General features: G+C 59.6%; 19 protein-coding genes. 8 read left to right on the top strand and 11 right to left on the bottom strand.

The genetic code is table 11. From position 1 onward, the window contains the following. From LF599_RS17015 to LF599_RS17005, 3 genes are all read right to left on the bottom strand, one after another. Complete coding sequence (locus LF599_RS17015; RefSeq protein ID WP_279521643.1) at nucleotides 1–747, bottom strand: (Fe-S)-binding protein; 747 nt, start codon at nucleotides 745–747, stop codon at nucleotides 1–3. Nucleotides 748–1,109: 362 nt separating this feature from the next. Next, nucleotides 1,110–3,137 (bottom strand): methyl-accepting chemotaxis protein, encoded by a 2,028-nt coding sequence (locus LF599_RS17010; RefSeq protein ID WP_279521642.1) that lies wholly within the window; start codon nucleotides 3,135–3,137, stop codon nucleotides 1,110–1,112. 170 nt (nucleotides 3,138–3,307) lie between these two features. Further along, nucleotides 3,308–6,010 carry a cation-transporting P-type ATPase gene (locus tag LF599_RS17005; RefSeq protein ID WP_279521641.1) on the bottom strand — a complete coding sequence of 901 codons (2,703 nt, stop codon included), beginning with the start codon at nucleotides 6,008–6,010 and terminating at the stop codon, nucleotides 3,308–3,310. 240 nt (nucleotides 6,011–6,250) lie between these two features. Here LF599_RS17005 and LF599_RS17000 point away from each other — a divergent pair, with 240 nt between their 5' ends. From LF599_RS17000 to LF599_RS16980, 5 genes are all read left to right on the top strand, one after another. Then, the gene (locus LF599_RS17000) at nucleotides 6,251–7,159 is read left to right on the top strand and encodes a universal stress protein (RefSeq protein ID WP_279521640.1); all 909 of its coding nucleotides are present in this window, start codon (nucleotides 6,251–6,253) and stop codon (nucleotides 7,157–7,159) included. Between the two features lie 129 nt (nucleotides 7,160–7,288). Continuing rightward, on the top strand, nucleotides 7,289–7,939 hold the full coding sequence (locus LF599_RS16995) for a TetR/AcrR family transcriptional regulator (RefSeq protein ID WP_279521639.1): 651 nt from the start codon (nucleotides 7,289–7,291) through the stop codon (nucleotides 7,937–7,939). Continuing rightward, nucleotides 7,936–9,012, top strand: a complete 1,077-nt coding sequence (locus LF599_RS16990) for an HlyD family secretion protein (RefSeq protein ID WP_279521638.1) — start codon at nucleotides 7,936–7,938, stop codon at nucleotides 9,010–9,012. The genes LF599_RS16995 and LF599_RS16990 overlap by 4 nt, the downstream gene beginning before the upstream one ends. Beyond that, on the top strand, nucleotides 9,009–11,753 hold the full coding sequence (gene rbbA / locus LF599_RS16985; RefSeq protein ID WP_279521637.1) for a ribosome-associated ATPase/putative transporter RbbA: 2,745 nt from the start codon (nucleotides 9,009–9,011) through the stop codon (nucleotides 11,751–11,753). The genes LF599_RS16990 and rbbA overlap by 4 nt, the downstream gene beginning before the upstream one ends. Before the next feature lies 1 nt (nucleotide 11,754). Beyond that, on the top strand, nucleotides 11,755–12,894 hold the full coding sequence (locus tag LF599_RS16980; protein ID WP_279521636.1) for an ABC transporter permease: 1,140 nt from the start codon (nucleotides 11,755–11,757) through the stop codon (nucleotides 12,892–12,894). A 1-nt stretch (nucleotide 12,895) separates the two neighbouring features. On the opposite strand, the gene LF599_RS16975 is transcribed toward LF599_RS16980, so the two are convergent. Then, complete coding sequence (locus LF599_RS16975) at nucleotides 12,896–13,792, bottom strand: LysR family transcriptional regulator (protein ID WP_279521635.1); 897 nt, start codon at nucleotides 13,790–13,792, stop codon at nucleotides 12,896–12,898. Between the two features lie 88 nt (nucleotides 13,793–13,880). Between LF599_RS16975 and LF599_RS16970 the strand changes: the two genes are divergently transcribed. Then, nucleotides 13,881–14,282: a CidA/LrgA family protein gene (locus tag LF599_RS16970; RefSeq protein WP_269940538.1), complete on the top strand. Its 402-nt coding sequence runs from the start codon at nucleotides 13,881–13,883 to the stop codon at nucleotides 14,280–14,282. Next, complete coding sequence (locus tag LF599_RS16965; RefSeq protein ID WP_279521634.1) at nucleotides 14,275–14,982, top strand: LrgB family protein; 708 nt, start codon at nucleotides 14,275–14,277, stop codon at nucleotides 14,980–14,982. The genes LF599_RS16970 and LF599_RS16965 overlap by 8 nt, the downstream gene beginning before the upstream one ends. Nucleotides 14,983–15,632: 650 nt before the next feature. On the opposite strand, the gene LF599_RS16960 is transcribed toward LF599_RS16965, so the two are convergent. Then, nucleotides 15,633–16,706: an IS4 family transposase gene (locus tag LF599_RS16960; protein ID WP_279521633.1), complete on the bottom strand. Its 1,074-nt coding sequence runs from the start codon at nucleotides 16,704–16,706 to the stop codon at nucleotides 15,633–15,635. A gap of 254 nt (nucleotides 16,707–16,960) precedes the next feature. On the opposite strand from LF599_RS16960, the gene LF599_RS16955 reads away from it, so the two are divergent. Continuing rightward, nucleotides 16,961–17,716, top strand: a complete 756-nt coding sequence (locus LF599_RS16955) for an IclR family transcriptional regulator (protein WP_279521632.1) — start codon at nucleotides 16,961–16,963, stop codon at nucleotides 17,714–17,716. Nucleotides 17,717–17,821: 105 nt separating this feature from the next. Here LF599_RS16955 and LF599_RS16950 read toward each other — a convergent pair whose 3' ends face one another. From LF599_RS16950 to LF599_RS16925, 6 genes are all read right to left on the bottom strand, one after another. Beyond that, the gene (locus LF599_RS16950) at nucleotides 17,822–18,730 is read right to left on the bottom strand and encodes a dihydrodipicolinate synthase family protein (RefSeq protein ID WP_279521631.1); all 909 of its coding nucleotides are present in this window, start codon (nucleotides 18,728–18,730) and stop codon (nucleotides 17,822–17,824) included. A 92-nt stretch (nucleotides 18,731–18,822) separates the two neighbouring features. Continuing rightward, nucleotides 18,823–19,710: a fumarylacetoacetate hydrolase family protein gene (locus LF599_RS16945; protein WP_279521630.1), complete on the bottom strand. Its 888-nt coding sequence runs from the start codon at nucleotides 19,708–19,710 to the stop codon at nucleotides 18,823–18,825. A 66-nt stretch (nucleotides 19,711–19,776) separates the two neighbouring features. Then, nucleotides 19,777–20,937: a UxaA family hydrolase gene (locus tag LF599_RS16940; protein WP_279521629.1), complete on the bottom strand. Its 1,161-nt coding sequence runs from the start codon at nucleotides 20,935–20,937 to the stop codon at nucleotides 19,777–19,779. Between the two features lie 8 nt (nucleotides 20,938–20,945). Then, nucleotides 20,946–21,230 carry a UxaA family hydrolase gene (locus tag LF599_RS16935; RefSeq protein WP_279521628.1) on the bottom strand — a complete coding sequence of 95 codons (285 nt, stop codon included), beginning with the start codon at nucleotides 21,228–21,230 and terminating at the stop codon, nucleotides 20,946–20,948. A 25-nt stretch (nucleotides 21,231–21,255) separates the two neighbouring features. Beyond that, a complete protein-coding gene (locus LF599_RS16930; RefSeq protein ID WP_279521627.1) occupies nucleotides 21,256–22,245 on the bottom strand; it encodes a 2-keto-3-deoxygluconate permease in 990 nt (329 codons plus the stop codon). 1,203 nt (nucleotides 22,246–23,448) lie between these two features. Continuing rightward, nucleotides 23,449–24,072, bottom strand: a complete 624-nt coding sequence (locus LF599_RS16925; RefSeq protein WP_279521626.1) for an IS4 family transposase — start codon at nucleotides 24,070–24,072, stop codon at nucleotides 23,449–23,451. Nucleotides 24,073–24,077 lie beyond the last annotated feature (5 nt).

Raw genomic sequence — 24,077 nt, 5'->3', positions numbered from 1 at the left:
CTATTTTCCCTCCCCGGCCAGGATCTCGGCGATGTGCAGGGCACGGACATGCGAACCCAGGCGCGACAGGCGGCCTTTGATGTTCATGAGACAGCTCACGTCGCAACCGACAACCGCACCGGCGCCGGTGGCGAGAATGGTCTGAACCTTGTCGTCCGCCAGGGCTGTGGAAATTTCTGGGTATTTCACTGAAAACGTTCCACCGAAGCCGCAACAGCGGTCGGAATCGTCCATCTCCACGAGGGTCAGGCCGGGGACGTTTTCCAGGAGCAGGCGGGGCTGCCTGCGAATGCCCAGCCCCCGCGAGAGGTGGCAGGAGTCATGGTAGGTCACGGTCCCATCGTAGCGGGACCCGAGCTGGGTTCCGGGATCGGTCACGCCGAGGACGTCCACCAGATACTCGGTGAACTCGAAGGTCTTGGCCCCGACCCGGCAAGCCCGGTCCAACAGAACGGGGTCATCCCGAAACAGCTCCAGATAGTGATGGCGGACCATGTGTACGCAGGAGCCGGAGGGGCATACGATGGCTTCACTGTTTTCAAAAATGTCGAGGAACCGGCGGGCGGTTTTAGCCGCCTCGTTGCGATATCCGGAATTGAAGGCGGGCTGGCCGCAGCAGGTCTGGTCCGGGGGATAGTGCATACGCACGCCGAGCCGTTCCAATACGCTGACCATGGCGTCCCCGGTCTCGGGCAACAGGGAATCCACCAGACACTGGATGAAGAGGGTCACATTTGGTTGGGTCATTTTTACAAAATCCGTAAAATAAGGTGATCGGCAGGAAACGGATGTTGCACCCATCAAGATCAACATGCAAGGGCTTTCATTAAGACACATAAAATCAGTCATTTACTATTTGTTACAAAATTGCAGTATAACTTTTATCCATTCTTTTCGATAAGTTCTACCAATCTCTGCCGTCGAGTCTTCCCGTGGTTTGCTAATCGGACGCAAAGGCGGCGATCAGACAGGATCCGCCGGTTTCCCGGACTTGCCATCCCAAAAAAAACGACACGCTGCTAACCGACTGAATAGACCGCACAAAAGATAAGGGCCGTCCCTCTCGTGCGAGAGGGACGGCCCGTTCGTTGTCGTTTGGCAAGAACCTCCTAGAACCGCTCGAAGTCGGCGTCTCCCTCATCGCCCATGTCCAGGTTCATCCCGCTCTCGGTTCCGGCGGACTCGGGGTTGCCCGCTTCGGGCAACGCGGCAGCGGGCGCAGCCCGCACCTGAACGCGCTTGCGCCTGTCCCCGCCCGAGTTGCCCACGTTGAAGAACGACATGGTGTCCTGAAGCTGCTGGCTCTGGCTGGACAGTTCCTCGCTGGTGGAGGCCATCTCCTCTGAGGCCGACGCGTTTTGCTGGATGACCGTGTCGAGCTGGCTGATGGCCTGGTTGATCTGGGTCGCGCCTGCGTTCTGCTCGTTGCTGGCCGCGGTGATCTCCTGAACCAGGGAGGCGGTCCGCTCGATATCCGGCACCAAATGGCCGAGCATCTTGCCCGCCTTTTCCGCCACCTCCACGCTGGTGGAGGAAAGCTCGCTGATCTCGGACGCGGCGGAGCCCGAACGTTCGGCCAGCTTCCGCACCTCGGCGGCGACCACGGCAAAGCCCTTGCCGTGTTCACCGGCCCGGGCCGCCTCGATCGCGGCGTTCAGGGCCAGAAGGTTGGTCTGACGGGCGATCTCCTCGATGATAGAGATTTTCTCGGCGATTTCCTTCATGGCGTCCACGGTCTGGCCAACTGCCTCGCCGCTGACCCGGGCGTCCGTGGCCGCCTTGGTGGCCAGAGCCTCGGTTTCGCGGGCGTTCTCGGCGTTTTGGCTGATATTGGAGGCCATCTGCTCCATGGACGAGGAGACCTCCTCGATGGACGCGGCCTGCTCCGTGGCTCCCTGGGACAGGGACTGGGAAGAAGCCGACAGCTCGGCGCTGCCGCCGGCCACGTTGTGGGTGGCGGCGTCCACGTCGGCCACCACGGACTGGAGCCGGGAGACCATGTTGTTCAGGGCCTGGGCCAGAACGCCGATCTCGTCGTGGCGGTCGATGTTCAGGGTACTGGTGAAATCGCCCTCGCTCATGCGCTTGGCGAAATCCACGCCCTGCAGGACCGGCCGGGTAATCATGCGCGTAAGCACCCAAGCCAGGACAATGCCGATGAGAAAAGCCAGGGCCAGCCCAACCGCCATGACAGTGGAGGCGGTCCCCAGCGAGGCCACGGCCACGTTGGCCATGTTCTGGGTGGCGTCAACGCCGGCGGTGGCGGTATTCTGGGCCGCCGCGAGAACGGCCTGCCCTGCGTCGTTGCGCTGGGCATTCAAATCGCCCAACGCCTCGAAATTGGTCATGAACCGTTTCATTGCCTCGGCGTAGGCGTCGCCCGAGGCGCGGATGTTCTCCAATTGCCTGAGGTTGTCGGGCTGCCGGGTGACGGCCTGAATCGCGTCGTATTTCTCCCGCATGTGCGTGAAATCATCCATCGCATCCCGCATGATCTCGGGGTTCCTGGTGGCCTGGGACTTGAAATTCTTGATACGGACGTTGTTGCACAAATGAATGATGTCGTTGACCATGTCGATCTTGCGCACCCGCTCCGCAATGGTGGTGGCAAGCGCGCCGGCATCAAGCTCCCGGCGAAGGGCGACATGCTGCGAATCCAGAAAATCCGTGCAGTTCTTCATGAACACTGCCGCCGCGCCGTCCATGGCCGTCCGATTCTCGGTCATGTCCACGATGAACCGACGGGTCTCGTTCACAAGCCCGTCGTAGACGGCGACACCCTCGCTCGCGGTCTCCACATCCTTCTTGAGTTTGACCAGCCTGGGATACTTGTCGGCGTGCGCCTTGGCCCTGCGCAACTCCTCTTCGGTCTGCCCCAGATGCTTGCGCCCCTCGGCCCAGAAGGCTTCGGATTCGCTCAGCGAGTAGCCCCGGACCGCGTACATGGCGAGCAGCACCTCACGCTCCAGGTCGTTTGCGATGTCCACCTCCGGGACGAATTCCTCGGCAAGTTGCCGCGACTCCTCACTTACGACCATCATGTTGTAGATGGCAATGCCGCCGAGCACGGCCGCTATGAGTATCAGACATCCAAAGCCCAATCCGAGCTTCAGGCCAAGATTCATATTCTTGAACATGAGACCTCCCGAACGTCACGAAAATACAGACGGTTCCTGCGCCAATCATACCGAGAAGACCCCCGTGCCAAAAACGGAGATCCTTCCGTTATCGGGACACTAACGGAAGCGAAACTACGGAGATATTATATTTGCGTTATAAATATTGACGGACTCGGCCGGACGGGATGTCAGAGGTCCGAGGGCGAAAGCTTCTTGTCCAGCTCCACGACGAGGTAGGCGGCCACGCCGCAGCCGACAACCCTGCCCCACTGCCAGGGCCCAAGAGGCGCGCTGGAAAAAAGCCCGTGCATGACCGGGGCGTAGGTGTAGAAGAGCTGCAAGGCCACCATGATCCCGAAGCCGCCAAGGACCCATTTGTTGGTGGTCAGGCCCAGGGCAAAGGGCGATCGCGTGAAGGACCGGGCGTTGAGGAGGTAGAAGGCCTCGACCATGACGAAAACGTTCACCGCCACGGTGCGCGCCGCCTCCATGGACGCACCGAACGCAAGCTCCCACTTGAACAGGCCAAAGGCGCAGACCAGCAGTAGCAGGCTGACGATGCCGATGCGGCGCAGGATGGCCCCGTCAAGTATGGGCCGTTCAGGACGTCTGGGCGGACGGTCCATTATCCCCGGCTCCATGGGCTCGAAGGCGAGCATCAGCCCCAGGCAACCGGCCGTGGTCATGTTGATCCATAATATCTGCACCGGCAGGATGGGCAAGGCCGCGCCAAACAGGACGGCGGCCAGGATGACCAGCCCCTCCCCCGCGTTGGTGGGCAGGGTCCAGGCGATGAACTTGACCAGGTTGGAGAACACGCCGCGCCCTTCCTCCACTGCGGCCGCGATGGTGGCGAAATTGTCGTCGGTCAGAACCATGTCGGCGGCCTCCTTGGCCACCTCGGTCCCGGTGATGCCCATGGCCACGCCGATGTCCGCCTGCTTCAGGGCCGGGGCGTCGTTGACCCCGTCGCCGGTCATGGCGCAGACCTCGCCGTTCCTCTGAAGGGCCATGACCAGCCGGAGCTTCTGTTCAGGGGAGACCCTGGCGAAGACCGGAATGCCGGAGACCTGTTCGGTCAACTCCGCGTCGCTCAACTCCGCTATCTCGCGTCCGGTCATGACCGGGCAGTCCAGGCCGGTCGCGCAGTCCCCGCCCCGCAGGCCGAGCCGCATCCCGATGGCCTCGGCGGTCCGCGCATGGTCGCCGGTAATCATCTTGACCTTCACCCCGGCGCTCAGACAGGCGGCAATGGCGGCCTTGGCCTCTTCCCGGGGCGGGTCGATCATGCCCTGCAACCCGAGAAAGACCATGCCCATGCACGATTCGGAACGTTCGAGCCAGGCGTCTTCGGGCAGGACCTTATAGGCAAAGGCCAGAACACGCAGTCCCTTGGCGGCCATGGCGTGCTGGGCCTCGATCACTGCCTCGGCGTCCAGCTCCACAACGTCGCCCGAGGGAAGCATGGCCGACTTGCAGCAGTCCAGAACCCTTTCCACCGCGCCCTTGAGACAGGCCACGCGCCCCTTACCGCCGGGCAGATCGTGCAAGGTGGCCATGTACCGCCACTTCGAATCAAAGGGCAGCACATCCACCCGCCCGTACTCCCGCTGTTCGCGCGCGGTGTCCAGCCCGTATTTCCCGGCCGACACCAGCAGGGCTCCCTCGGTGGGATCGCCCTCCACCTGATGCCGTCCGTCCCGGAGGCGAATCCTGGAATCGTTGCACAACGCCCCGGCGCGAAGGCATCCCACGAGGGCCTCGTCGGGCAGGCCGTGGTCCGCCACGGGCTGCACCTCTCCCTCCGGGGAATAACCCAGACCGGAAACCGCGTAGGACGCGCCCCCGGCGAAAATCTCCTGCACCGTCATCTGGTTCTCGGTCAGGGTGCCGGTCTTGTCCGAACAGATTACCGTGGTCCCGCCCAGGGTCTCCACGGCGGGAAGCCTGCGGATGATCGCCTTGCGCCCGGCCATGCGCGAGACCCCCAGCGCCAGGATGATGGTCACGGCGGCGGGCAAACCCTCGGGAATGGCTCCCACGGCCAGGGCCACGGCGGCCATGAACATCTCGCTCACGGGCTCGTCGCGAAGCACCCCGAAGACGAATGAGGCCGCAGCCAGTATAAGGATGGACACCAAAAGCACATGGCTGAACCGGCTGATCTTGCGGGTGAGCGGCGTCTCCAGCTCGTCAGCCGCGTCGATAAGCCCGGAGATGCGGCCGATCTCGGTGTGGTTGCCCGTGGCCACGGCCACTCCCGCACCCTGCCCCGAGCTGACCAGGGTGCCCGCATAAACCATGCCCTTGCGCTCGGCCAGGACCGTATCCCTGGACAGGGGGGCGGAGTCCTTGTCCACGGGCAGCGACTCGCCGGTGAGCATGGATTCGTCCACGCGCAGTTCCCGGTCCGACAGAAGGCGCAAATCCGCCGGGACCTTGTCTCCGCTGCGCAGAAGCACCACGTCGCCGGGAACCACCTCCGCCGCTGGAACCCGGACCGCCTTTCCGGCGCGCAAGACCAGGGCCTCGGCGCTCAGGCTGGAGGACAGGGCGTCCAGCGCCCTGACGGCCTTGGATTCCTGGATGTGTCCGACCACCGCGTTGACCAGGACAACGCCGAAAATGACGCCCGAATCGATCCACTCGCCGAGAAAGGCGGTCACCACGCCCGCCGCGACGAGGATGTAGACGAGGGGCTGATGGAACTGGAGCAGAAACCGCTGTAGCGCGGTCCGGCTCTTCTTTCCGGAAATGAGGTTTTTCCCGAACCGCTCGGACCGCTGCTCCACTTCGAATTCATCGAGCCCTCCGGCAGGGTCCACGTCCAGGAACCGGGCCGCCTCGCTCCCTTCAAGATGATGCCAATGTTTTTTCAGCAGCGTTTCCATGAAAAATCCTCTCCGTCTGCCCGGTCGCGGGACCGGCGGTTTTTTTTCTCATATAGAACCCTGAAGCAAAGGAAGCCCCCCGTCAAGACACCTTCACCGTTTGACATCCTTCGTTTGCGCTGGCATAAAATGAGAACGACTATCAAATCGTCCACACGCCGAACCCGGCCGGATTCCCGGCGTTCTTCCGGACGAGACCCCACGCGACGCCTATACCGGCCGGGCGCAAAAGGAGTCTTCATGTTCAAGAACGTACTGCTGGATCTGGGTGCTCAAATGGACGCCGATCTGATCGCCTCCACAGTGGAATTCTGTCTGAGGGCCGACGCCCGGCTGACGATCCTCAACGTCTTCGATGAACCGCCGGAAGCAGTATCCGATTACTTCTCCACCCTCGATCTGGACCTGTGGACGATTCTCCACGAACACCATCAGGCCCAAATCACCAGCATCCTGCCCGAGAACGCCAAAACCCTGGACCGGACATCCGTGGAACTCCGATGGGGCACGGACTTCGTGGAGGCCATCAGGCTGGTGCGGGACGGCGGCTTCGATCTGCTCATCACCGGCTCGATCGCCCCCGGCGGCACGCCCGACAACTTGGCCATGAACCTCATGCGCAAATGTCCCTGCCCGGTCTGGATTCATCGCGGCAACCTATGGAAGGGCGCGGTCCGCATCCTGGCCGCAGTGAACACCTCGGACGTGTCCTGCGAGAACCGCGCGCTGAACGAAAAGATTCTGACCCACGCCGCCCGGCTCAACGAAATCCTGCGCGGCCACCTGCACGTCGTCACCTGCTGGTCGGGCTACATGGAATCCGTGCTGACCAGCCCCCGGTTCAACAAAAAGGAAAAGACCGAATACCTCGAACACGAACAGATCCACACCCAACGCGAACTGGACAACCTGTTCGCAGCGGCCGGGCTCCCCGACGAGGTCAAGGACAAAATCATCCACGGCAACCCGGCCAAGATCATTCCTGCATACGCGACCGAGCAGAAGATGGACGTCGTGGTCATGGGCAGCGTGGCCCGCACCGGCGTTCCGGGCCTGGTCGTGGGCAACACCGTCGAACGCATCGTCTCCACCGTGGACAGCTCCGTCCTGGTCATCAAGCCGAATGAATTCGTCTCCCCTGTGCTGTAGGCGCCAAAAGTGGTCGGAGGAAACGCCTTCCCCCGGCCGCATAAACCGCCGCCCGGACCCTCTTCCTTCTCCCGAATCAGAACGCGGGCGCGCCTTGACTTTTTCTAGTGAATAGCCATTAACTAAAACATGAGAAAACGTCTCGAAAGCGAAGTCCGGAGGGGACAGATCGCCGAAGCCGCCCTGAAGCTGGTGGTCTCGGAGGGGGTCTCCGCCCTGACGGTCAAGAACATCGCCAGGGAGGTGGGGGTCACGCCTCCGGCCCTGTACCGGCACTATGCCGGGAAGACGGAAATCCTGACAGCCGCACTGGACCACATCGTCGGCATCTACGCGGAGAGCCGCCGACGGGCCTTTCGGGAGACCGAAGACCCGGTGGAACAGCTCAAGACCCTCTTCTTTTCCCACGTGCGCCTGTTCGAGCGGCACCCGGCCGTGCCGGTCTTCTTCTATTCGGACCTGCTCTGGCGAGAGGAACCGATCCTGGGCAGGCGGCTCAACCGCCACCTGAAGGAACTCGAAGACGAGCTCACCGAGGTCTTCCGCCAGGGCCAGAAAGCGGGACGCATACGGACCGACGAACCGCCCAAACAGATCTTCATCGCTTTTCTCGGCCTGTTTTCCTCCCTCGGCCTGCTGGCCGGGCGCGAACTGTTCCGCCTGAACATCAAGAGCCAGGCCAAAACCAACTGGCGAATTTTCGAAACCTACATCACCAATATGGAAGCCCGCCCGAAACAGGCGGGCAAGAAACGCGACAACTGCGAGGTGATCCCATGAAGCGCGCATACGGGCCCCTGCTGACGGGCCTGGTCATATTCTCCATCCTGGCCGCCGCCGGCGTCTGGTACTGGCTCAACCTGAACGGAGTCGAGGAAGGCTTTGCCGAAGGCAACGGCCGTATCGAGGCCACGGAGATCAGCGTTGCCGCCAAGTGGGGCGGCAAGGTGGCCGAAGTCCTGGCCGACGAAGGCGACTATGTGGAGGCGGGCGACGTGGTGGCCCGCATGGACATGCTGACCGAAAAGGCCCAGGTGGCCGAAGCCCGCGCCGACCTTGCCAAGGCCGAGAGCGCCTTGGAAACGGCCAGGGCGCAGGTCTTCCAGCGCGAGGCCGAGGTGGCCACGGCCAAGGCGGACCTGGCCAGGCAGAAGAGCCTGCTCGACGTGGCCCGCAAGAGCGACAGGCGCATCCAGACCCTGGTCAAGAGCGGCGTGGTCTCGCAGCAGGACGCGGACAACAGCCGGGGCGACCTGCAAACCGCCCTGGCGGGCCGACGCGCCGCCCAGGCCCAGGTCAAGGCGGCCGAAGCCGCGGCCGAGGCTACACGCGCCCAGGTCTCCCAGGCGCAGGCCAACATCAACGCGGCCAAGGCCGTGGTGGCCCGTCTGGAACAGACCCTGGAAGACGGCATACTGCGCGCGCCCAAGTCGGGGCGGGTCCAGTACCGCGTGGTCGAGCCCGGCGAGGTGGTCGCCTCCGGCGGCCGGATCGTCAGCCTGGTTGACCTGACCGACGTATACATGACCTTTTTTCTGCCCGAGATCGAAGCCGGACGCACGGCTATGGGCGACGAGGCGCGCGTGATCCTCGACGCCGCGCCGCAGTATATCATTCCGGCCAAAATCTCCTATGTGTCCAGCGTAGCCCAGTTCACGCCCAAGGCCGTTGAGACCCGCGACGAGCGCCAGAAGCTGATGTTCCGCATCAAGGCCCGCATCGACCCTGACCTGCTCCGCCGCTACGCCAGGTACGTCAAGACCGGCCTGCCCGGCGTGGCCTACGTCCGCATCGAACATGACAGGCCGTGGCCCGACAGGCTGGCGGTGAACCTCCCGGAGGCGACCAGATGACGCCCGCCCCGAACGGTGCGGAGCCAAGGCCGGCCCCCGTGGTTCGGCTCTCGTCCGTGACCCATCGCTACGGCTCCACCCTAGCTGCGGACAACGTCAGCCTGGAGCTGCCCGCCGGAAAGCTGGTCGGCTTCATCGGCCCGGACGGTGTGGGCAAGTCCACCTGGCTCGGGCTCATCGCCGGAGCGCGCAAAATACAGGCGGGCGAGGTCGAAGTCTTGGGCGGCGACATCCGCGACCGCCGCCACAGGGAAGCCCTGTTCCCGCGCATCGCCTACATGCCCCAGGGGCTCGGCAAGAACCTCTACCCGACCTTGTCCGTGCGGGAAAACATCGATTTTTTCGGCCGCCTCTTCGGCCAATCGAAGCCGGAGCGCGTCCGCCGCATCAAAAAGCTGCTCCAAAGCACCGGCATGAGCGCGTTCGCGGACCGGCCCGCCCTGAAGCTTTCCGGCGGCATGAAGCAGAAGCTCAGCCTGTGCTGTTCCCTGATGCACGACCCGGACCTGCTCATCCTGGACGAACCCACCACCGGCGTTGACCCACTCTCGCGGCGGCAGTTCTGGGAACTCATCGAACGCATCCGGGCCGAACGGCCGGGAATGAACGTGCTCATAGCCACAGCTTACATGGAGGAGGCCGAACGGTTCGACTGGCTGGTGGCCGTGGATCAGGGCAGGAAGCTCGCCGAGGGAAGCCCGGCGGAACTGCGGGAACGCACGGAAACCAAGACCCTTGAAGAGGCGTTCCTGGCCCTGCTGCCCGAGGAGCGCAAACGCGGCCACCGCGAGTTGCGGATTCCGCCGCTGGACAGGGGCGAGACGGTCATCGAGGCCCGTGGCCTGACCATGCGCTTCGGCAATTTCACTGCTGTGGACAATGTGACCCTGTCCGTCGGACGGGGCGAGATATTTGGATTCATCGGCTCCAACGGGTGCGGCAAGTCCACCACCATGAAGATGCTCACCGGGCTGCTCGAACCGACCAAGGGCGAGGCCCTGCTCCTGGGCCACAAGCTGGACGCCCGCGATATGGCCACCCGGCGGCGGGTGGGCTACCTGTCCCAGGCGTTTTCCCTGTACGGCGAATTATCCGTGCGCAGCAACCTGGAGATGCACGCCAAGCTTTTTCATCTCCGCCCGGACGAGGCGGCCCGGCGCATCGGCGAGCTGGAGGACCGTTTCGACCTCGCCCGATTCAGCAACGCCTTGCCCAACGACCTCCCGCTGGGCATCCGGCAGCGGCTGCAACTGGCCGTGGCCGTGCTGCACAAGCCCGACGTTCTCATCCTGGACGAGCCCACCTCGGGCGTGGACCCCGTGGCTCGCGACGAGTTCTGGGAACTGCTCATCGATCTGTCCCGCAAGGACGGCGTGACCATCTTCATCAGTACCCATTTCATGAACGAAGCCCTGCGTTGCGACCGGGTCTCCCTGATGCACGCGGGCCGGATACTGGCCACGGACTCGCCCGAAGAGCTGCGAAAGAAGCGCGACGCCGCCACCCTTGAGGAAGCCTTCATCGACTACCTCGAAGAAATCACGGGCGAGGAGACGGAATCCGGCGAAGAGGGCTCCTTCGCGACCCGGGAAAACACGAGCCCGGGCAGGCACCACCCCCGATTCAGCCTGCCCCGCCTGCTCAGCTTCTCGGTCCGCGAAACCATGGAGCTTAGGCGCGACCCCATCCGAATGGGCATGGCCCTGTTCGGCACGATGCTGCTCATGCTGGTCATGGGCTACGGCATCAACCTGGATGTGGAGGACCTGACCTTCGCTTCCCTGGACCAGGACCAGACCCTGGCCAGCCAGAATTATGTCCTCGAATACGAAGGCTCGCGGTATTTCTCGCCCCAAACTCCGATATCGAGCCCGGCCGAGATGGACAGGCGCATGATTGCGGGCGAAGTGTCCGTGACCCTCCAGATTCCGCCGAATTTCGGCCGCGACCTGGCCCGTGGCAACACGCCGCAGGCGGCGGCGTGGGTCGACGGGGCCATGCCGAGCCGGGCCGAGATCGCCCGCGGATACGCCCAGGGGGTGCACCTGGAATACCTGGCCAAGCTGGCCGCCCGTTCGGGCGGCGCGGCCCAGTCCCTCTACGACATGCCGGTGCGCTACAGATACAACCCGGAGATGAAAAGCATCATCGCCATGGTGCCCAAGGTCATCCCCCTGCTTCTGGTGTTCATACCGTCCATGCTCACGGCCCTGGGGGTGGTCCGCGAAAAGGAGATGGGCTCCATCCTCAACGTCTATACCACGCCGGTGACCAAGTTCGAATTCCTGATGGGCAAACAACTGCCCTATATTGCCCTCTCCATGATAAATTTCGCCTTCATGTTCATCCTGGCCGTGACCCTGTTCAAAGTCCCCTTCACGGGCAGTCTGCTCGCCCTGACGGCGGGTGCGCTGATCTACGTCACCGCCACAACCGGGCTGGGTCTGCTCACCTCCACGCTGACCTCAAGCCAGGTGGCGGCCATGGCCGGAACGGCCATCTTCACGCTGCTTCCGGCCATCCAGTTCTCCGGACTCCTCGATCCGGTCTCCAGCCTGGAGGGCGCGGGCAGGTTCATCGGATCTATTTATCCGACCACATACTATCTGCTCATCAGCGGGGGCGCCTTTTCAAAGGGGCTGGGCTTCGCCGATCTGGCCGGATTCTTCTGGCCGCTGCTGGCAGCCATCCCCACGACCACGATCCTGAGCGTGCTGTTCCTCAGGAAGCAGGGGGTGTAGGATGAAGGGCGCACACCACGGCAGCCTGTCCAATATCTTCACACTGGGGATCAAGGAATTCCGCAGCCTGCTGCACGACAAGGCCATGCTTTTCCTGATCCTTTTCATGTTCACGGCCATGGTATACGCCGACGCCAAGGCCAAGCCGGAATCCCTGAACCGCGCCACGGTGGCCGTGGTGGACGAGGACCAGTCCCAGCTCTCCAGCCGGATCATCACCGCCCTGCACCCGCCACAGTTCACGGTGCCCGAGCTTATCACCCTGCGCGAAATGGACAAGGACATGGACTCCGGCCGACACACCTTCGTTCTGGACATTCCGCCCGATTTCGAACGGGACGTCATGGCCGGACGGGGCCCGGACCTGCAACTCAACGTGGACGCCACCCGACTGTCCCAGGCCCAGACCGGCACCAGCTACCTGCAAAACATCGTGGACGGCGAAATCCGGGCCTACGTCCAACGCCACCGGGCTTCGGCGGCCACGCCCGTGGAACTGAACGTGCGGGTCTTTTTCAACCCCAACGTCAGCGAGTTCTGGTTCGCGGCAATCAATTCCATCGTCAACAACATCACGTTGCTCGGCATCCTTTTGACCGGCGCGGCGCTCATCCGCGAGAACGAGCACGGGACCATCGAGCACCTTCTGGTCATGCCGGTCACGCCGCTGGAAATCATGCTCTCCAAGGTCTGGTCCATGGGGCTGGTGGTTTTGGTGGTCTCGTCCGTATCGCTCCACGTCATGGTCCAAGGCGTGCTCGGCGTGACCATCAACGGCTCCACCCTGCTCTTCGCCTGCTGCACCCTGCTCTACCTGTTCGCAGCAGCCTCCATAGGCATCTACATGGCCACCCTGACCAGAACCATGCCCCAGTTCGGCCTGCTGGCCATACTGGTCCTCCTGCCCCTGGAAATTCTGTCGGGCGGTGCCACCCCACGCGAAAGTATGCCCGAAACCATTCAGTGGATCATGTCCCTGGCCCCGACCACCCACTATGTTTCCCTGGCACAGGCCATCCTCTTCCGCGGAGCCGGATTCTCGATCATCTGGCCGTCCTTCCTGGCCATGGCCGCCATCGGCGCGTTCTTCTTCTGGTTCGCCCACCGCAGACTGCGCCGCATGATCAGCTCCCTGCGCTGACCTAAACGGACCGCCCGCTCCCGCCGTAAAGGTCGCGGACCACATCGAGCCAAGCCCGGGCCGCGCTGGACAGATACCCGCCCCTGCGCCAGATCACGGCCATGTCCCAGTCCGTGTCCGGCTCCTCCAGCCTGACAAGGCGCACGGCGTCCCCGCGCCGCTCCTCGGCGATGAGCCTGGGCAGAAAAGCCACGCCCAGCCCGGCCTCGGCGAGGCTGCATATGAAGCCGATCTGGCTGCTCTTGGTGATGACCGAAGGTTCGAATCCCCGGCGGCGGCACGCACCCAGGATGATCCGGTTCAGGGCGAACCCGTCCTCGAATAGGATGAACGGCACGTCGCGCACACGATCCAGGGGCATGGATTCCAGGTCCGCCTGGGGATGATCGGGCGAAAGCAGGGCCACGAGCGGCTCTCTGCGCACCGGCAGCCACTCGAAATCCCCGGGCACGGGCAACAGCGAAGCGGCCAGCTCCACGCCCCCGGCCCGCAGGACCTCCTCCAGTTGATCGCTGCCGTGTTCTACCAGCCGGATCTCCACGCCGGGAAACCGCTTGCGGTATTCAGTGAACACAGGCGCGAACAGTGCGCCGGCTCCGATCTGGGGCAGGCCGAGCACAAGAGTGCCCCTGGCCAGGCCGCGCAGCTCATCCATCTCGCGAAGCATGTCGCCCCGCTCGGCCAGCAGCCGCTCCCCCCGGCGAAAGACCACCTCGCCCGCGTCGGTCATGACCACGCCCCGCACGCCCCGGTCCAACAAACAGGAGTCCAACTCGTTCTCCAACTGGCGCACCGCCTTGCTCACCGTGGACTGCGTGGTGAACAACACCTCGGCCGCACGGGAAAATCCCTGTTGCCGGACCACTTCCACAAACATTTGAATCTTTCGAAATTCCATGACTATTCCAATATGGAATAATATTAAGTTCCACAAGTCATTTGATTCATCGTTTGACCGGACCTACTTTCCCGCAACGAGGTTTACAATGAGTACACGAGCAATAGCCGTTCCGTTCCGCAGAAAGTTCCACCACAGCCGTCTGGCCCAGATAGGGCTGCTCTTCGCAGTCTGGCTGGCCAGCGAAGGATTCGTCCGGACCCTCCACATTCCCATTCCTTCGGGCATTATCGGCATGTTCATCGTGTATGTCCTGCTGGCCTGGCACAAGGTCAGCCCCTTGAGCCTGCGCCGGGGCGCCCAGTGGTACCTCGGGGAAATGCTCCTGTTCTTCATCCCGGCCGTGCCCGCCGTCACGGCGCACCCGGAATTCTTCGGGCTGCTCGGCCTCAAGATTCTGGCCGTCATATTCATGGGCACGCTGTCCGTGATGAGCGTCACGGCCATAACCGTTGATTTGTTCTATCGTTGGAGGGTTCGTCATGAATGAGGCTTCTTTCTGGACCGGCGCGGTAGTGCAGGCCTGCGGCTGGTCCCTGCTGACCATCGGCCTGTATCTCGCGGTCAAACGCATATATCGTCGATGGGGCCGCTGGTGGCAGATGCCTCTGGCTCTGACCCCGCTGTTGGTCATCGGCGTGGTTCTGGCGCTGCACGTCCCCTACCGTGACTACTACCACTCCACGGGCTGGCTCATCATCCTTCTCGGCCCGGCCACCGTGGCCTTTGCCGTGCCCATTTACGAGCAGCGGGCCATGATCCGCCAGTACTGGCCCATCCTCGGCGCGGGCATGTTGGTCGGCACGGCCACGGCCATCCTGACCAGCTGGCTTTTCGCCTCACTGCTCGGCATCGACGGAGCCCTGCGGCTCAGCCTGCTGCCCCGGTCCATCAGCACCCCGTTCGCCATGGACGTGTCCCGCGACATCGGCGGAACAGCGGACCTTACCGCGGTGTTCGTGGTCATTACCGGCGTGCTCGGCTCCATCCTCGGCGAGTTCATGGTTGCCCGCCTCCCCCTGCGCTCCTCCCTGTCGCGCGGCGCCATGCTCGGCGTGGCCGCCCACGCCGCGGGCACGGCCAAGGCGCACGAAATCGGCTCCGAAGAGGGCTCCGTTGCCGGTCTGCTCATGATCCTCGTCGGTATGCTCAACGTTTTCGGCGCTACCATTTTCGCTGCACTGAGCTAATCCTGCGCAAATACCTCCAGCCAGGACCGGCTGATGATGTGACTTCCCTCCGGTCCAATTTGCGCAGGAGCCCGGCGGGCAGGGTGAGGTAATTCCTGCCCGCCGGGCAATCTTTTTAACCAGGCCACGCCGCCAAACAGTTCACAAGACGGCCCCCGGCCTCTCTTCCAACCTGTCCGGCAATCGGATTTCCCACTTGCCCGGCAAAATCGCAAAAAAGTTCCACAAAGAACGCGTCATTTTCCACAGCAAGACGTCTTCTTGGGGGATTGTCAGCACCCTAGAGGGGCACGCCAGAAAAGGGAGGGGCGATATCTTTTGCATATCCGGTGTTATGCCCTCCCGAAACTCGACAGACAAACGAATACAACGTCGCACTTTTATGCCACACGTTGGAATAAGTTTAATGTTTCTACGAATGTACTTACTTGAACATCTGTGTATTTGTTGATAATTTTTCAATCATTTTTTACGACATTTTAAAACCCAGAATACGGAAGAGGGGAAGAACTATGGATATCGCTTGGGAGTCATTAATCACTCAATCGTGTCCGGTTAACTCGCCATTCCTAACAACGGATAATCATTTTTGATCTTTGACATTTCTCCTGGCGGACTGAAAAATGTTTCCAGCCCTCAATCCTGTCCGGTTAACCCGCCAACCCTAATAATGGATAATTGTCTTTGATTTTTGACATTTCTCCTGGTGGAGTGAAGAACTCCGCCAGCCCTGTACGCTTGAATACGTTCAGTTGCAGCAATTGCAGCATCTCCTGAATGGACCAGCCGACCCTGGATGTGAATTTCAGGAACGCCACCAGAAGATACATGATCATAGCCACGTAGATTTGCGAGAGCACGGCATTTTCCGATGTCCCGATGAATCTTTTGATTTTCAAATTCTGTTTGATCAGCCGGAAGAAAATCTCTATCTGCCAGCGCTCCTTGTAGATTTCCGCAACCGATCTTGCTGCAAGCGAGAAATGGCTGGTCAGATATACGAAGTGCTCACCGGTTTTGGCATCGCGGTACCCCACGCGCCGCAATTTGAGCGGCTTTCCGCCACTCATAACCTGAATGATCTGGTCGGAAGTTATGCCCCGTTTTTTGTTGACGGGTCGACGTTTGAGGCCCTTGTAGGACATGTTTTTCTTTTGCCTGGTTACGAAGAACACGCCCGCCTCCATGAGTGCGGCGAACCAGCGGTAGCAGACATAGCCTCGGTCGAACACGACGATGGAGCCCTTGGGCAACGTGAGGGCCTGCGCGACTTTGGATTCGTGTTTTCTCGCGTTGGATATCTCCAGAAAAGACGGGATGTAGCCGTCATGATCCAGGAGCACGAGGAGCTTGATCCCTCCCCGGTTTTCTCGAAACGAAGCCCAAGGAAATTGGTCAAGGCTCAGTTTGACAGTCGATGCGTCGAGGCTGAACAGCTTGTTTTTGAAACGGAATTTGTGGCTGGGAGCGATGGCTTGGCACTGTTTGTACACCGCACCGAACAGGACCTGAAAGAACGCTGCCGGACGATTGCTATTGGCATCGGCAAAGGTGGAGCGAGCCACCGGCTTGGCTCCCAAGTGGTAAAGTTTTCTGGCGTTCACTGCCAGGTTGCGCAGACCATCGCGCATGGAATGCCGAGCTGCGACATGGATGAATGCAAGGCAGACAAATTGATTCCAGCGGCTGAAAACGCGGGCTTTTCTTTGAGCTAAACCGGACACGATTGAAGCTCAACTAATCTGACAAGTCAGGCTCCGTCAAAAGGGCAGACTGTCAGATCAAGTATGAACCACTACACCTGAGGAACAGCCCAAGAGTCGATCCCACACTGGAAGGGACTGGCCCCCGGCATGCCGCTTCAACGAGCGATCCTCTTCCCCAGCTTACTTCTTCTCTTCTTGCTTATTCGAGTTCTTTAGCATAACTTATTAATTATATTCTAACGATTTAATTCTTAAAGTAGGAACATCAGCTTATGTCTACGGTGCTTGCAAAAGCAGTCTCGATTCTAAATTATATTGCTCAGACCAATTCGCCGTGCGGAGTCATGGATATCTCACGGTATCTGGGTATGCCCAAGGCTTCCACTTCCCGCCTGCTCAGTGCGCTCGCGGCCCACAATCTGGTTATTAAAGGAAGAACGGGGCTCTACCAAATGGGCCCCGGTTCCATGCTGTGGGCCACCGCCTATAAGTCGCAGAAAGGGCTGAGCGAACTGTGTTTGCCTTATCTATATGAAATAGAAAGAGAAAGTGGGGAATCCGTCCACCTCTTCGCCCATGAGGACAAGCGGCTTTATTACTTGGAACGCATCCAGTCGCAGCGCCCGGTGTCCACCCAGTTCAAGCTGGGCCAGCAACCACTGTTCCATTGTACCGGCGGAGGCAAGGCCATACTCATGGCCCTGCCTGAAGACGAGTTGGAGGAATACCTGGCCCATCCGCTCGAACGAAAAACCCCCCGTAGCGTGGTGAATCGCGAGGAACTGAAGAACCAGTTGCGTGAATTCCGGTCACGAGGGTACAGCGAGGAAAATGGGGAACACGAAGAGGGAATCCACTGTGTGGGCGTCCCTGTTCTGGACAGCCGGGGCTACCCCGTGGGTGCCATCAGCATTGTGGCTGCCAGCTATCGGTTCGATGAGGAACAGGCCGCCAAATCCGGAGAACTGTTGGTCCGTGTGGGACATGAAATTTCCACGAAGCTCGGCAGGCAATCTTCCGGGAAATAATGTGCGAACCGCCCGTCGAAGGGCCGACGGGCGGTTCTTTTTTTGGGGGGCAAGGGAGGCTTTTAAAACGTCAAAATCAGATCCCCCGGCATAGCCGGAGACTTCTTATTGGATTGAGGCGAGGAGTTCCGGAATGATCTTTTCCAGTTTGGCCTTGGAATCGTCTCGTTGCTTCTGTTCAGCGGGGGAAAGCGGGATCATGCACGGCCCCATGGGCAGTCCGCGCACCTCCATGCCCGTCCGGTACCCTTCGGGAAAAGGCAGGCTGGCCATCAGCGAGATCGCGCGGTTCACGGCCATCTGTAATTCAAGCCCCTTCTTCAAGTCACCGGCATTGTATGCTTTGTAGATAGCAACCATCACCTCCGGCAGCACGGCTGACGTCGCGGTCATGCAGCCGTCCGCCCCCACGCACAAGCTGGGAAAAAGGGTTTCCTCGCGCCCGGTGAACAAAGCCACGGGATGATCGCTCATATCTTTTCGGGCCTTGTAGTTGAGAAAGTCAACCATGCTACCGCTGGAGTCCTTCATGCCTATGACTTTGGGCAGAGCTGTCAGGGACTCCACATTGCCATATGTCAGCGGGGTGGCACAGGCCGGGATGTTATAGATAATCACGGGAAGCGGGCTTTTTTCAATGATGGATTTCGCCCACGTATCAACGGAAGCGGGCGACGGGTTGAAAAAGAAAGGTGGGGTAACAACCACGGCCGGACACCCCAGTTCGGCTGCGTGTTCGGCGAGCCTGACGCACTCCCGCGCATCGCCCGCGGCGACTCCGGGCACCACAGGGACCCGCCCTGCCGCCTGTTCGACCACGATATCCATGCAGCGGCATTTGGTCTCGTAAGACATGAAGACAGCCTCGCCCGTGCTGGAAAGCACAAAAAGACCATCCAGCCCGCCGTCGATGCAGAAATCGGTGAGTTTTCGCAGTTTCGCTTCGTCCACATCACCGGTTTTCGTAAACGGCGTGGGCATTGCGGGATAGATACCTTTAAGTTCAAAAGACATTGTATTGCTCCTTATAGACACTCTAGAGAGCGCCTTTATATTGTTGGTCTGATCGATCGTGAATCCGGGGAGTATCAAGAGACGAAGACAGGCTACTCCACCTGCACAGCCAGTTCTCCGATGCCCTGGACCGCACATACAACGGTGTCCCCGGATTGCAGGAACCGGGGGGGCGTCAACCCCATGCCCACCCCCGAAGGAGTACCTGAAGCGATGATGTCGCCGACTTGGAGAGTGGTGCCGCGGCTGAAGTTTGCAATGAGTTCATTGATGCTGAAAATGAGCAAGCTCGTCCGGGACAGCTGGCGCATCTCGCCGTTGACCGTGCAGGATATGCCCCGATCGTGGGGATTGGGAAGCTCGTCGGCCGTTACTACACAGGGGCCCATGGCGACAAAGGCATCCAGGCTCTTTCCCCGGTACCATTGCGTATGAAGCTGTTGCAGGTCACGAGCGGAAATATCATTTATGATTGTATACCCGAAGACGTGATCCAATGCGTCCTCGCTCGGGATGTCACGCCCTTCCTTGCCGATGATCACACCCAACTCCGCCTCGTAGTCCAACTTTTCGGTCAGGCCCTCGTGGCGTTCAACAACCCCTTCATGGCCTATGGGATTGAAAACCCGTTTTGAAAAGTAGACCGGTGCCGTTGGCTGCTCGTAATCGGTCTTGAAGGCCCGGTTCGTCTCGTCCACATGTTCCCTGTAGTTAAGTCCGACGCAGATGATGTCGTGGCGAGTCTCCTCGAAGGGAGACAGCAGGGTGACAGCCTTTGCGGGCAAAATCTCCCCCATTTCCTCTTCTGCGCGGGCCGCCAGGGATGCCAGTTGATCGAAACCGGTGCCGTAATGCGCGACCAGGTCCTGCATGGTCAGCACCCCTGCCGGGAGCACCGAATCAAGAGGCAGAATGTCCCCGTCCTTAAGTTGCAGACCGAGTCCGGATCCGGTTGCATGACTGTAAGTTACGAATCGCATTGAGATCTCCTTGCGGATATGGAAGACGGCGGCCCCGGGCGCTCCCCGGGGCCGCCACGGAGATGATTAGACGTAATTGCAGAGACGGCTGATGCCGATGTCATTGATGCCGAGCAGCTCGGCTTTGACCTTCTTGCCGTCCGCAACGCGCAGGACCTCTTCAAAAAGCTCCTTGCCCCAATCCTCAGTGGATTTCTCGCCGCTGAAGATGGTGCTGACGTCCATGTCGATGTTGCAGGTCATACGGTCGTATGTCCCCTTGTTGCCGGTAAGTTTGATGACCGGCATGATCGGGTTGCCCACAGGAGTGCCCCGGCCGGTGGTGAAGACAGCGAGCTGGGCGCCACCCGCAGCCATGCCGGTGAGACTGGCCACATCGTAGCCGGGAGTGTCCATGATCACCAAACCTTTTTCCGAAGGAATGGCACCGTAGTCCACAACCTCGTTGATGATGGTGTGGCCGCCCTTGTGGATGCACCCCAAGGATTTTTCTTCGATAGTGGAGAGTCCGCCAGCCTTGTTGCCCGGAGTAGGGTTGCCGTCACGCAGGTTGCCGCCCACGTTGCGCAGATGGTTTTCGTACCTCTCGATGATCTCGTAAATCCGGTCTTTGACCTTTTCATCCCTGGCGCGGCGGGCCAGTATGTGCTCGGCTCCGATAAACTCGGTGGTCTCGCTGAGGATGACGGTGCCGCCGTTTTCGACCATCAGGTCGCTGCACACGCCGACCACGGGGTTGGCGGTCAGGCCGGAAGTGCTGTCGGAACCGCCGCATTCGGTGGCCAGGGTCAGGTGGGACATGTCGAACGGCTCGGCTTTGAGACGGGAAGCCTCTTCCGCCATCTGGCGTGCCATGTGGGTACCTTTTTCCATCGCGCCGATGGTACCACCGTCTTCCTGAATGGTGACGTGATCAATGGGCTTGTTGGTGACGGCCTGGATCTGCTTCACGAGAACGGACGGGATGATGCTCTCACAGCCGTTGCCCACGACAACCGTCCCGAACACGTTCGGATTGGCGGCGAAACCGATGAGCACATCTCTGGTAATCTGCAAGTCCTCGTCTGTCTGGGCACAACCATTCTGGTTCACGAAGGAGATGGCTCCTTCAATGTTGCGGGCGATCTGCGCGGCCGTCTCGGAAGAGCAGCTACAGGTCGGCAGAATCAATATCTTGTTGCGAATTCCAACCTTGCCGTCGGGGCGTTTGTATCCGTTAAAATGCATGACAACTCCTAATCGATGTTTTCGCGTTCGCTTTGCAGGTTGTGAGTATGCACATAGTCGCCGACCGAAATGTCGGAGAGGGCGATTCCGAGGCTTTCGCCGTACTTGATGACATGCTCGCCCTTGGCTATGTCCTTGATGCAGAACTTGTGGTAGATGGGCACGTCCCCTTTAAGGGTGACGGAAGCTTCGCCGTCGCCGTCACGGAAACAGGCTTTTTGGCCGGCGGCCAATTCAATGGTCACCATGGCGACATTGTCCGATGGGTTGATGTAAAGAGAGTTGATTTTCATTTACTTCACTCCTGATACTTTACGGTTAAACACGTTCCACTTCAGCGGGACAACTGGCTGGATTTTCATTCAAATCCTTGGCTGAGCCATATCTTTTGGCCACCCAGCTGGTCAGCAGCGGAATAAAGATGGCCGTAATGACGACCGCAGCGGCGACCTGGGCCGTGGCGCTGTTCACATAAGGCTGCCAGTGCGGGTCCACCAGGCCGATGGCGGCAGGGGTGGCTACGGAGTTTCCGGCAGCGCTGGCCGCAGCCATTCCGGCATAGCCGGGCCGTTTGTTGATGTAACGGTCGGCCAGAACAAGCGGGATGCCGCTGATGGCGATAACCAGAAATCCGAGCAGAATACCGCTCAAACCGGCAGTGGCCACATTGCTCAAGTTGATGCCCGCCCCCAGGGCGAAAGAGAACAAGGGAATGATCATCTCGACGCCCGGCTTGAAAAAGTCGGCCAGATCTTCGTCCAGGTTGCCGAGGATGACTCCAATAATGAGGGGGCCAATGGCGGCGATCAGAGCGACCAAGGGGATGTTGGCCATGCCTGATGTTCCGAGCGCCAGAAGCGTCAGGAACGGGCCGTCGTTGAGCTGCAACAAACTGTTGGCTGCAACGTCTTTGGAATCCCCGAACTCGCACATCAATGCCATGTAGAGTCCACCATTGCCGTTGGTGATGGAGCTGATCAAAGCCAAGACGGAAAGGCCGAGAATCCCATCCATGCCGAACATTTTGCCCACAAGAAGACCGAACCCAGCACCGGCGGAGAACTTGACCAAAAGGATGACACCTCCCCGACGAATAACCTCCGGGGCTTCGCGCACTTTGAGCTGGCTACCGATGAACAAGAAGGAAAGGCCGACCAGGCAGGCTGCGCCTTTGCTGGAAAAGACAGCCGTGGTGAAGGACCCGATTCCCAGCACCCCGGGAAAAAAGGTGTGCATAATGGCACCAAGCACGAGAGGGACCGCAACGAGCCCTCCGGGAATCCTTTTGACAGTTTTCAATATCTTCATACTTACTCCAATAATGTTATACCCATTTGCGGATCCGTGAAGGACTTCGGCAAGTTAGAGAAACATTTGGTATGGGGGAACCCCATGATTACCTGAAGGTGTTTGATTCCATCATTGACTATGCTTGCTTCGCGTGCTTCCTACACGCTGCATGCCTGATGTTATCGCCACCTTAACACCTCGATGATTTCTGCTGGAGACGGAAATCACTCGACCGCAACCCGAATGTCAATATGCTTGTTCTGCATGATGAAACGCTGTTCCATGTCTACAATGAAATACTCATTAGAATTCCTTCCTTAGCTTTTGACCACAGTCATGGAACGACCTTCCCCCCCCTTTTTTATTTTGTTTGCGATTTTTACGTAGCTTCTCGTTGGTGTTTCAAAATGTGAAACACTGTTCTTCTTTTTGGAACACTACTCCTGTTTCGTGGCTACGTCAAGAGGTATTCAATAAATCGGAAACAAAGGTGTAACAGGGCATCCATTTTGACAATATTTTGTCTTTTATCAGCCCATTAGGTGGAAGCTAATTATACTATTGGACTGGCCCCTCACCCCGAAAATCGGCCTGCAACGAATGTGAGTAGCATGAGCCATGAAGGAGGTCGGACATAGTCATCAAACGGCACACGCCAAAGCAGATATCCTTCAAGCTTTGAAAAGCTGATGTTGCCTTGGCTCAAGGAATGCGAGCAGCGAATGTTTGCCGTCAATCGGGCATGAGGGCAGACGTCTTATCGTTGGCGCAAAGAGTGCGGCGGCTTGCAGACAAGCATGGCTCGTCAACTCAAGTTGTTGGAGCAAGAGAACTCCAGGCTTAAAAAATTCGCCGCTAATTCCAACAGTTAAACCGCCGCCGCTGGCGGCGTGACCCGAAAAGGTTTGACCGTTCCAGGGTTGTGTTTTTTGGAAAAAGAAGGCTCTTCCTTCTCAGGCCCGTTGGGTAGGAAAGGAGGGCTTTATGCGAGAATGGAAGAGCCAAGCACACGTCCGCTGGTATTCCCCCCAATGGCGACACTTCCCGTATACTCATAAACGAGGTGCGAAATGCTCCAAATTATTTCAGGCAAATTTTATGCAGGTGATGATCGATACAAGCATAACGGAAAAGGCATTTTGTTTTCCAACTACTCATGGGTGGGACCTATCGAAACATGTATTGCGACCCTTGAACCTGTTGGAACCCAATCCTGTCCGGTTAACCCGCCAACCCTAATAATGGATAATTATCTTTGATTTTTGACATTTCTCCTGGTGGAGTGAAGAACTCCGCCAGCCCTGTACGCTTGAATACGTTCAGTTGCAGCAATTGCAGCATCTCCTGAATGGACCAGCCGACCCTGGATGTGAATTTCAGGAACGCCACCAGAAGATACATGATCATAGCCACGTAGATTTGCGAGAGCACGGCGTTTTCCGATGTCCCAATGAATTTTTTGATCTTCAAATTCTGTTTGATCAGCCGGAAGAAAATTTCTATCTGCCAGCGCTCTTTGTAGATTTCCGCAACCGACCTTGCTGCAAGCGAGAAATGGCTGGTCAGATATACGAAGTGCTCACCGGTTTTGGCATCGCGATAGCCCACACGGCGCAGCTTGAGCGGCTTCCCGCCACTCATAACCTGGATGATCTGATCGGAAGTGATGCCGAGTTTTTTGTTGACGGACCGGCGTTTGAGGACCTTGTAGGACATGTTTTTCTTTTGCCTGGTTACGAAGAACACGCCCGCCTCCATGAGTGCGGCGAACCAGCGGTAGCAGACATAGCCTCGGTCGAACACGACGATGGAGCCCTTTGTAAAGTCCCCGTATAGTAGGTCCATTGCAA

The organism is Pseudodesulfovibrio thermohalotolerans, from assembly GCF_021353295.2.
Taxonomy (GTDB): domain Bacteria; phylum Desulfobacterota; class Desulfovibrionia; order Desulfovibrionales; family Desulfovibrionaceae; genus Pseudodesulfovibrio; species Pseudodesulfovibrio thermohalotolerans.
This window is presented reverse-complemented; position numbering and strand designations above follow the sequence as displayed.